General features: G+C 47.2%; 7 protein-coding genes. 4 read left to right on the top strand and 3 right to left on the bottom strand.

The genetic code is table 11. From position 1 onward, the window contains the following. The 3 genes from IEV19_RS05720 to IEV19_RS05710 form a co-directional block, all read left to right on the top strand. On the top strand, positions 1–2,565 hold a 2,565-nt coding region (locus IEV19_RS05720), incomplete at its 5' end, for a T9SS type B sorting domain-containing protein (RefSeq protein WP_188369708.1). Continuing rightward, positions 2,565–3,548, top strand: coding sequence for a PorP/SprF family type IX secretion system membrane protein (locus IEV19_RS05715; protein WP_188369707.1), 984 nt, complete (start codon positions 2,565–2,567; stop codon positions 3,546–3,548). The genes IEV19_RS05720 and IEV19_RS05715, both read left to right, overlap by 1 nt. Before the next feature lie 103 nt (positions 3,549–3,651). Further along, the gene (locus IEV19_RS05710) at positions 3,652–5,496 is read left to right on the top strand and encodes an OmpA family protein (protein ID WP_229732493.1); all 1,845 of its coding nucleotides are present in this window, start codon (positions 3,652–3,654) and stop codon (positions 5,494–5,496) included. Here the strand turns inward: IEV19_RS05710 and IEV19_RS05705 are convergent. From IEV19_RS05705 to IEV19_RS05695, 3 genes are all read right to left on the bottom strand, one after another. Continuing rightward, positions 5,493–6,746, bottom strand: coding sequence for an NRAMP family divalent metal transporter (locus IEV19_RS05705; RefSeq protein ID WP_188369705.1), 1,254 nt, complete (start codon positions 6,744–6,746; stop codon positions 5,493–5,495). The genes IEV19_RS05710 and IEV19_RS05705 overlap by 4 nt on opposite strands. A 55-nt stretch (positions 6,747–6,801) precedes the next feature. Then, the gene (locus IEV19_RS05700; RefSeq protein WP_188369704.1) at positions 6,802–7,425 is read right to left on the bottom strand and encodes a SanA/YdcF family protein; all 624 of its coding nucleotides are present in this window, start codon (positions 7,423–7,425) and stop codon (positions 6,802–6,804) included. Positions 7,426–7,570: 145 nt separating this feature from the next. After that, entirely contained in the window at positions 7,571–8,881 is a 1,311-nt protein-coding gene (locus tag IEV19_RS05695; RefSeq protein WP_188369703.1) for an OmpP1/FadL family transporter, read from the bottom strand. A gap of 380 nt (positions 8,882–9,261) precedes the next feature. On the opposite strand from IEV19_RS05695, the gene IEV19_RS05690 reads away from it, so the two are divergent. Next, positions 9,262–10,218, top strand: coding sequence for a 3-keto-disaccharide hydrolase (locus IEV19_RS05690; protein WP_188369702.1), 957 nt, complete (start codon positions 9,262–9,264; stop codon positions 10,216–10,218). The last annotated feature ends 3 nt before the right edge of the window (positions 10,219–10,221 follow it).

The raw sequence follows: 10,221 nt of genomic DNA, 5'->3' as shown, positions 1-10,221 counted from the left end.
ACTTCTCCTCAGGTGGTTAATATCCCGGCGGGGACCTATGATGGGACAGCGGGCACGGAGATCGCGATCCCGACCTTATCGATTGTGGATGATGCAATAGTGGAAAATCCCAGTGAGACGATTATCCTGGGGTTAAGCGCTCCTACAGGAGATGCGGGCTTGGGCGGGCAGACAACTTCGACCTATACCATTACCGATGACGATACAGCAGGGGTATTAGTGAATCCAACCTCAGGCCTGGTCACCACGGAAGACGGGGAGAGCGATACCTTCCTGGTTACATTGAGTGCTCAGCCTACCGCCGATGTGGTGATTACCCTCAACAGTTCTGATACTAGTGAAGGAACAGTTCCTGCAAGTGTAACGATACCTCCGGCCAGTTGGAATGCCGGGGTAATAGTGATCGTTACTGGCCAGGACGATCTGTTGCTTGATGGAGATATTGCTTATACAGTTATTACCGGTGAGGTTTCTTCCGGTGACCCGGCCTTCAACGCATTGACGGGAACCGATGTTTCTGATGTTTCCGTGACAAATACTGATGATGATTCTGCCTCTGTAACCATCGCAAACGCCAGCGGTCTGGAGGATAATGGGCCCATAACGCTTACTGCAACTCTAGATAATGCGACCCCCGGGGGATTCTCTGTAGACGTGTCTACGTCCGATGGATCAGCCGTAGCCGGGTCAGATTACACTGCGATTATTGGGCAGACCTTGACCTTCATAGGAACACCGGGAGAGCAGCAAACTTTTACGGTTAGTCCGACCGCCGACACTACCGTCGAAATAGATGAGACCCTTACCGTATTTATGTCAAATCTTTCAGGCACCATATTGCCTGTAGACATCACTGATACTGCCACAGTCACCATCTTGAACGATGACAATCCGCCCAACTGTGATGCCGGGAATACACCTCCGGCTCCCACAGGGATCCCAACCCTGTTCTGTGATGTGATTAACCAGGACCTCAATGAATACACCAACAGTACTCCCCCGCCTGGTACTACCCTAACCTGGAGTGCTAATCCGGATCCCCTGGTCACCAACGCCCATATCACCAATACAGTGGTATCTATCCCCGGAACATATTACGGGTTCTTCTATGATGCGGCTAACAATTGTGCGAGTCCGTTACTGGAGATCACCCTCGTCCTTAACCAGACGCCAGTATTCGATTCAATTGTAGAGGATGCCACCTGTGGCTCCGGGTCCATGACACTAAGGGCCTTTGCTTCCACCCCGGATTCCAGTGATCCTGATATTAATTGGTATGATGCTCCCACAGGTGGCAATCTCGTTGCCACGGGGGATACGTTTGTGACTCCCGAGCTGGATACAACAACTACGTACTATGTGGAAGCCACTGCAAATGGATGTACCTCCGAACGAGAAGCAGTGGTTGCCACAGTGAATAATATTCCCGATACAGGTACCCCCAATGATACATCTTCCTGTAATACTGCGATCAATGGTCCAACCACCCTTGATCTTGATGATCTCCTTGATGGTGCGGATCCCGGTATTTGGTCGATAACCACAGACCCTTCCAACGGGGGTGTGGCCATCAACGGGCAAAATGTAGTGGACTTTGAAGACCTTGCGGCCGGAGACTATGTGTTTACCTATACCACTACCGGAGCACAGGCACCCTGTCCCAATGATTCGGTCTCCGTGACGGTCACAGTTACGGATTGTGCAGTAGACACGGATAATGATGGTCTGACCGACGGACAGGAAGGTGTTCTGGGTACAGACCCAAACAATCCGGATACGGATGGAGATGGCCTTACAGATGGGGAAGAAGTGAATAATATTGATGACCCAAACACGGTTGCAGTTCCTGAAAGAGTTTCAGATCCTCTTGATCCTTGTGATCCGGTTTTGTCTCTTGAGTGTAATCCGGATCCCATTGACCTAAGCGTTGAAAAGACAGCAGATAGAACAGAAGCGCTTGCAGGTGAGCAAGTGGTATTCACCATACTCCTCTCGAACCTAACGACAGAACGAGTCATCGATATTGAGGTAGAGGACCTGCTGGATCCTGACTTTGTGTATGTGTCCCATACCGAATCCCTGGGAGGTTACGATCCTGTCACAGGTATTTGGTCGGTTCCTGAACTGCTTGACAGCCAGGAGGCAACATTAATTGTAATTGTGAGGGTTTCTGAGGAACTGTCCTCTTTCACTATATTGGAAAATACAGCAGCCCTGGTCTCGTCGGTCCCTCTGGATAACAATAATGATAATAACAGTTCAACCGTAGGTATTGAAGTGAGTCCGGATATACCGGATAATTGCGGTATTGAATTTAACCAGTTCTCTCCAAATGGAGATGGGATTAATGATCTCTTAAAAGTAAATTGTATTGAGATTTTCCCGAATAATACCCTGGAAATCTTTGATCGTTACGGCAATAGTGTGTTCTCAGCCCGTGGATATGACAATTCCTGGGATGGCCGGGGGAATAACGGAGATCTCCCAAAAGGGACATATTATTATATCCTGGACCTGGGTGAGGGTCAAGAGGTTAGGAAAGGATGGATTCAAATCATAAGGTAATGCAGAGAGGTAATTTGAGATTTAGCCAATCCCTGTTCCTGATCTTAGCGTCAGCGCTGTCCTCCTACCTGGGTATGGCACAATTGGAGCCTCAGTATACCCAGTATATGTATAATATCGGCAGTTTCAACCCTGCTTATGTGGGTTCGGTAGAAAGGGCAGAAATCGCTGCACTTTATCGGGCACAGTGGATTGATATTGAAGGAGCTCCCCGTACTCTTCGCTTTGGGACCAATATCCCTTTCAATAATGGTAAAGTGGGTATGGGCATCAACGTAATAAGTGATCAATTTGGTCCCACCAGTCAGACCTTCTTCAATGTGGCCTATTCGTACCAGGTAAACCTTTCATCCGATACCTATTTGTCATTTGGAGTGAATGCAGGGGGTGGGATTCTCGATATTGATTTCTCTAAGGGCAACTTCGAAAACCCTGATGAGCCGTTGCTCACAACCAATACCTTTAATAAATTCTATCCAACTGTGGGTGCGGGAATGTTTATGTACGGTGAAGATTGGTATTTGGGAGTGTCTGCCCCTAATTTCCTGACAGGATTGACCAAGGATGAGGAAGTGGAATCTTTTTTCAATGATCGCATTCAGGTAAATATGATAGGAGGAGTTGTTCTTGAACTTGGGGATAACCTGAAATTTAAGCCAGCCTTTTTAGCAAGTTATTTTGAGGGACTTCCATTTAGATTCGACCTCTCTGCCAATTTCCTGATCAGCGATGTGGTTACTGTGGGTGCTTCTTACAGGGTGAATAACGCTGTAAGTGGTTTGGCTGGATTTCAGATTTCAAAAGGTATGTTCCTGGGGTATAGTTACGATTATAGTACAACGCCACTGGGTCAGTACAATCAGGGCTCACATGAAATGATCCTTAAGTTCTTCCTCGGCGAGGGGGGTAATCGGGTAAGACCTGACAGAACGAAACGACCAAAAGGAAAACAAAAACAAATAGATTCTCCCAGATTCTTTTAAGTAATAATATATGAGGCCTAAATCTTTAGTATTCCTGATTTTCCTGTTCCTGTCCGGGTTTCTCCGGTCACAGGAGGATCTTTCAAGGGCGGATATGATTTTCATGGAGAATAACTATCCACTGGCCGTCAGGGAATATATCAAAGAGATGCGGGTGAAACCACTGACAAATCAGCAATACTGCAATATGGCAGAGGCTTACCTAAAAATGGAAAATTATGAACAGGCAAGCTTGCGATATTCAGAAGTGTATGAAAGGGATTCAGTCTTGCCCGCTTATCACTTGAATAAAATGCTGCAGGCATTCAAGATGACCGGGGGATTAGGATCTGTACGGGAGTTTTTGCAGCAGAATCCGGGTAAATTATCGCCTGAATTGGTTGAAAATGCCCTTTTAAATATTGATCTGCAATCTTCTTCAGGGGATACCCGCTCGACAGCTAAGATCTTTAATCTCAACAACAACAGTCCCTTCGCGGATTTTGCACCTTCCTTTTATCGGGATCAATTGTTGTTTACCAGCGCAAGAGGATCCGAGTCTCAGCGAAGGGGCGGTGCTGATCAGCCTTCTTCCTTCTTGAATATATTTAATGCACGTCTTGATAATAAAGGTGATGCTATAGGAACTAGGACCTTTAGCAATATCCCCAGCTTTGATTATCACCAGGGAACCCCTTTTTATTCCGAGGACCTGGATGCGGTTTTCTATATCCGATCCAATGAGGCTAATGGAAACCTGGTGTTCGATGAATATGGGAAAAATTCACTGGCCTTGGGTTCTGCTGACAAGAATGGCAACTTCCGGTTTTTACTGAAAGACCTTAGTATTTCCTTCTATTACCCTTATTATGAGACCGAAAGTGGGAAGCTTTATTTTGCCGCAAACTTTGAAGGGGGTTATGGCGGGACAGACCTGTATTTCGTATATACCAACAACGGACTGATCATGTCCTCTCCAGTAAATCTGGGCCCGCATATCAATACCCCCGGAAATGAGATCGCCCCGTATATTTTTGAGGGTAGCCTGTATTTCGCTTCCGATATCTTCTACGGTCTGGGGGGAATGGACAGCTACAAATCCGAAATACTGGAAGACAATGAGTATAGCATCCCCGTGAATCTGGGAAGAGACTTGAACTCTGAAAAAGACGATTTTGGATTGATCATACAGAACTATCAGGAGAATAGTCTTATTGGATATTTTGCATCCAACAGGCCAGGAGGTAAGGGAAGTGATGATCTTTATGGGTTTGTTATAGATGACAAACCAGGAATTAAAACTTTTACGTTGTATGGCAGCGTGGTAAATTTGAGTACGAATGATCGGATTTCGCAGGCGGAGGTCCGTTTACTCGATCAGACCGGGAAGGTATTAAAGGAGGTGATTACGGATGATAGAGGTGCTTTCAGGATTGAGGTGCCCTGGCAGGAATCGATAAAAGTACAGGCCGCGAAAGGAAGACATTCTACTTTTTCGGAATCATTTCTAGAGGACGATCTGCAAACGATTCAAGGTACACCTTTCAATATGGGGATCGTGAGTATCGATGACCTGGTAGAGGAGACAGAAGATCAGGCCGTGCTGAAATTGAATAAATTCTATTTCGATAAAGGCAGGAGCACCATTACTCCGGAGATCGCCCAGGAACTAGACAAGGTCGTGGATGCGGTAGCCCGTTTTCCCCAGCTGCAACTCAGGATTGAATCCCATACGGACAGCCGTGGAGGGTCTGCCACTAATTTCCGGATCTCCCAGAGCAGGGCAGATGCAATCAAAAACTACCTCGAAAACAATGGCGTATCACCCTCAAATATTCTCTACTCTATAGGATACGGGGAAGATAAGCTGCTCAATGATTGCACTGATGGTGCTTTCTGTATGGATAGCTTCCACAAAAAGAATGAAAGACAACTTATCGTAGTTCTGAATTACGACCTCCTTTTCTAGAACAGGACGATCCAGCAATAATACAGGGCAAAAAGTGACAGGAATACAATCCCTGCATAGGTTAGATACTGCAACCCTTTCCCGGGATGAAACTTTTTGGGAAGGTCGTCACTCATCACGTTCTTCAGATTCATATAGCCCACGATGGGTGCCATCACGAAGGAGATAAAAGTAGCGAGAGCGACCAGTAGACCCATATTGGCCCCAAAGGCCGTGAGGACGATATAGTTCACGATGGCTAAGCCTATAATGCCTATGGCAAAGTATTTCTTTCCCGAGTAGTCTTTGTGTTCCGGGGTCAGGTGTTTGAGGATGTCCAGACTCACCCTGGCAATAGCGTCGTGGGCTGTCATGCAGGTACTGAACATGGTCGCGAAGGCAGAGACGGCAATGAAGATATAGGCCCATTTGCCTATATGGGTGGTGAAGAGTTGCACTACCTGATCGGCGAAGGTAACCGCATTATCACTCAGGATGGTATTGGATCCATAAAGGGTCATCCAGCCAATGATCAAAAAGAAAATAGCCAGCAAGGCCGTCATATAATACCCTGAATTGAATTCCTGTAAGGCCTCATTCAGGGGTAAGCGTCTTTTGGTAACCTTTTGCTTTTCCAGGGTCCATAGGCTGATCCAGCTGCTTGCTTCCACAGCGGTTGGCATCCAACCCACAAGTCCGATCAAAAAAAGTATTCCGACCTCATCAAAAATCGGAGAAGGCGTAAAATCTGCTACCGCCTCCGCCTGCCCTTTGAACAACACCAGCACGGTGGTGACGAGCAATGCGATGAACAGGATGGTAACCACGAACTTCAGGGACAATTCCAGGAATCGGTATCGCCCGATGATCAGGACGGCTGAAATAAAAATAAACAACCCCAGGGCAATGGTGCTGACGGAGAGGCCGTCGACCTTGAAAAGGTTTATCAGCAGCCCGGCTGTTACCACATACAATGCCGCGAGAATAGTGAATGTAGTGACCAGGGTGATAAAAGTATACAGCCAGAGGTAAGCCTTTCCACGATTGCGATAGCCCTCGATCAGGGAGGTATTGGTCACAGTGGTATATCGAATGCCGTATTCAAAAAAGGGGTATTTCAATACATTGGCAAGTATGATGGGGATAACCATTATCCAGCCATACTGTGCGCCCGCTTTGGTGGAGAGGACCAGGTGTGAGGTGCCTATGGCCATACTGGCAAAAAGCAAGCCGGGTCCAAGGTTCCTGATCAGCGTTTTTATACTAGGCATAGGTAGTGATCTGCTCTAAAGTAGGACATTTTATGCATATTGGAGATCCAAATTATTACATCTCCTGACCGGAGCGGGGTTGTGTGTTAAGCGCAAGGTCGATAAAGACCTTTACCCTGGCAAAATATTCCCTTACCTGGACCTTGAGCCCATCCGAGCCCTGGACGTCTGTCGCGTTAAATCCTATGGCGTATAGATCTTTCCTTGAGGCCAGGTAGATGGCCCTTTCATTCTGGAATTTTTGGGAGATCACCGTCACACTGTCCAGCCCAAAAACCTCCCTGGCCCTCACCATGGAGTCCAGAGTGCGGAAACCTGAAGGATCAAGCATGATGCTGTCTTCCGGAATGCCCCCGGCAACCAGGTCTTTCTTAAAGGTGTCAGGTTCATTGTAGTATCGGGTGGCATTGTCCCCGCTCACCAGCACCCGATCGATCTTCCCTGCCTTGTACAGGGCTAGTGTGGCATCGACCCTGTGGGTGTAGTATGGGTTATTCCCCCCGGCTATGAGTCGGCTCGAGGTACCGAGCACAATACCGACCTTATTTCTGGGTATGGAGTTGATCGAATTAAAGGTCCTGCCCTCCGCACCCTTATCTATAATCGCATCACAGATCAGTAGTGTTGATAAGGGAAGGATGAAGAGGATGAGGATAAAATTGCGCAAGCGTCTTTTCATCAGATGGTAATCTGGACGATAAAGGTAAGGAATTGATCAAAGGCAAATAGTGAGAATAAAAAGATATTGTTAATACTCATCATATTCATAAAAAAATGGCGATTCATAAATTAGAACCGCCATCTTTTAGCTCTTCCGAGTACTATTACTTTCCAAACGTAAAGCTCCCGCCGAACATGATCATGGAAGTTGTCATATCATAAGCGACTTCACTTTGTGGGATGGCTCCGTAGGGTGGAGAGTTCTGGATGAACTGAGGATTCAGTAGCGGACCGGAAGTAGCATCTCCGCTCGAACCGTAGTGATAAACGACATCCAGGGAGAAGCTTTCGCTGAACTCATAGCTCAACCCAAACTGGAATGCATTTTTAATGATGGCCGTGGCGGGCACGCTGAAAAACGCCAGATCACTATTGATAGGGTTTGAACTGTAGGTGTAACCCAATCGCAATGGTAACTTATTCACGCCTTTATACTGAATTCCGGCTGATACAATACTGATATTTTCCCATCCAAATCCGGCAACGGAAAAGGTATTGGTCCATCCTGCTTCTGCAAAACCTTCGGTATTCTCGTAGTCTACGAGTCTGTAGTCCAGGGCCAGGTCCACATTGCCCAGGGAATACCCGAGACCTACAGAATAGATTGCAGGATAGTTGATCTTGAATTCATTGGAAGAGGTGGTATTGTCCAGGTAGGTATTGTCCAATGTAAAATCTCCAAATACCTGTTTGGTCTTGTAAGAGGCCCCGGCTTTGAAACCGGACGGACTGTTGTAGAACACGCCAAACTGGGCGCCAAATCCTACGGCAGAAGCTTTATCTGCATTGGGATAACCAGCTCCTGTCGGGTTGGCTGTAGGGTTAGGGATGAGTTCCAGGGTGGCAAAATTAAAAGTAGGTTCAACTCCAATAGAGAATTCATCAGAAACCTCATAGGCCCAGGTTAGACCCACCTGCAGCAGGCTGTAATCTGATTCCACCCTGCCAAATCCTCCCATGCTTTGAGGCATATTTATTGGGTTGGTCGTGCTCTCAGGGAAGGTTACTCCAAAACCACTGATCCCGAAGGCAGAGACTCCCAGGGTGTGTTTGCTTTCCGGATAGGTCCAGAGATAGGCCACAGAAGGAAGAATGGAAACACCACGGTCATCTGCTGTGGTCCCGCTGAAGAAGTTTCCGGTGGGCTGTCCATTGCTGTCGAATTCGGGGACAGTAGAACTTAGCTCAGGAGAAGAAAAGAAGAACCCGGCATCAATCTTTAATTGATTTTCGTTGAATACGGAGATAGAGGCAGGGTTCCATTGCAGGGCGCCGGAAATATCAAGGGGTTGGGCAGTGGCAGCTCCCCCCATCGACATGTTTACGGAACCCACTCCCTGCATAATATGTCCGGCCTGAGAGAAGGCAGCGGCGGTAAATATGCTCATAGCAAAGGAGGTAAGATAGTTTCTCATAGTTTCTGGTTTTATGCGATCAAAAGTTCATGCGTATTTGAATCATGATCGCTGTTATATCGGTACAAAGCTAAATCCAAGAAAGGGGTAAATTCCTGATGAATGTCATAGGATACTACCAGTGTAACCTGAGTTACACAAGTCGTAAATAACTGATATTAAGTAAGTAACATTTTATAATGATCAACAGATCTGGTTTTTGCGACTAAGCCTAAAAAGTGTCTGATCCCGGTGATGAGGTTTGAATCTTTTTACCCAGGGAACCACTGATTACATTTAGTGGCTGCCTCCTGGTGAAAGCAAGGGAAAGGGTAAGGCCACACTGTCCTCAAAGGCAATTTATTTTCTATCTTTAGCTACTGATCCTAAAACCGAGTACAATGAAGATTCTCCTGAATTACAAATTCGCAAACTGTATTATTTTCTGTTTCTTTTTTCAGGGATTCCTGCTGGCACAGGAGACCCCCGAAGCCGTGGGTCACTGGGACCTCGAAGTGCAGATGGGAGATAACTGGGTGCCCTCCTGGCTGGAAGTCAAACAGTCGGGTTCCAAGGCGCTGGTGGGCCATTACGTGAGTTTCGCCGGGAGCGCCAGGCCGGTCTCCGAAGTGCATTATAAGGAGGGATTGATCAGCTTCAGCATCCCCCCTCAATGGATAGGCACCCACTATATGATGTTTACAGGGACGGTCAATGGGGATGCTATGGAGGGTACCATCCTGGACCATACCGGAATGCCGCATGCATTCAGGGGGGAACGGGCACCAAAATTACTGTATCCTGATCCAGAAAAATGGTCCAAACCCAGGTCACTACTCAAGGAGAATAGCCTGGATGGGTGGAAGATCCAGGGGGAAGGAACGAATCAGTGGTTTGTAAAGGAAGGGGTGCTCACCAGTCCGGCCTCGGGAAGTAATCTGATGACGGAAGAGAAGTTTATGGATTTTAAACTGCATATAGAGTTCCGTTATCCCGAGCATTCCAATTCCGGAGTATACCTCAGGGGGAGATATGAAGTGCAGGTGGAAGACAGCTACGGGAAGGAGCCGTCTTCGGTATATCTCGGGGGCGTCTATGGCTTCCTGATGCCCAATGAGATTGTCGCCAAAAAAGCCGGAGAATGGCAGGAATATGATATTACCCTGGTAGGAAGACGGGTCACCGTTGTGGCGAATGGAAAGACCATTATTCACAGGCAGATCATCCCGGGAATTACAGGAGGTGCCCTCGACAGTAAAGAGGGAACGCCAGGACCCATTTACCTGCAAGGTGATCACGGGCCGGTGGAATACAGGAACATCACCATAGCAACCCCTGTAGGTGGAATTAATCAATAAACG

Origin of the sequence: Muriicola marianensis (assembly GCF_014638095.1) — a bacterium.
GTDB lineage: Bacteria > Bacteroidota > Bacteroidia > Flavobacteriales > Flavobacteriaceae > Muriicola > Muriicola marianensis.
The sequence above is the reverse complement of the archived record's forward strand: the minus strand, read 5'-3'. Positions and strand labels throughout refer to the sequence as shown.

Bases quoted from the DNA above. Each gene is read 5' to 3' on its own strand.
- IEV19_RS05710 (WP_229732493.1), top strand. From the start codon at position 3,652: ATGGAGAATAACTATCCACTGGCCGTCAGGGAATATATCAAAGAGATG.
- IEV19_RS05690 (WP_188369702.1), top strand. From the start codon at position 9,262: ATGAAGATTCTCCTGAATTACAAATTCGCAAACTGTATTATTTTCTGT.
- IEV19_RS05705 (WP_188369705.1), bottom strand. From the start codon at position 6,746: ATGCCTAGTATAAAAACGCTGATCAGGAACCTTGGACCCGGCTTGCTT.
- IEV19_RS05700 (WP_188369704.1), bottom strand. From the start codon at position 7,425: ATGAAAAGACGCTTGCGCAATTTTATCCTCATCCTCTTCATCCTTCCC.
- IEV19_RS05695 (WP_188369703.1), bottom strand. From the start codon at position 8,881: ATGAGAAACTATCTTACCTCCTTTGCTATGAGCATATTTACCGCCGCT.
- IEV19_RS05715 (WP_188369707.1), top strand. From the start codon at position 2,565: ATGCAGAGAGGTAATTTGAGATTTAGCCAATCCCTGTTCCTGATCTTA.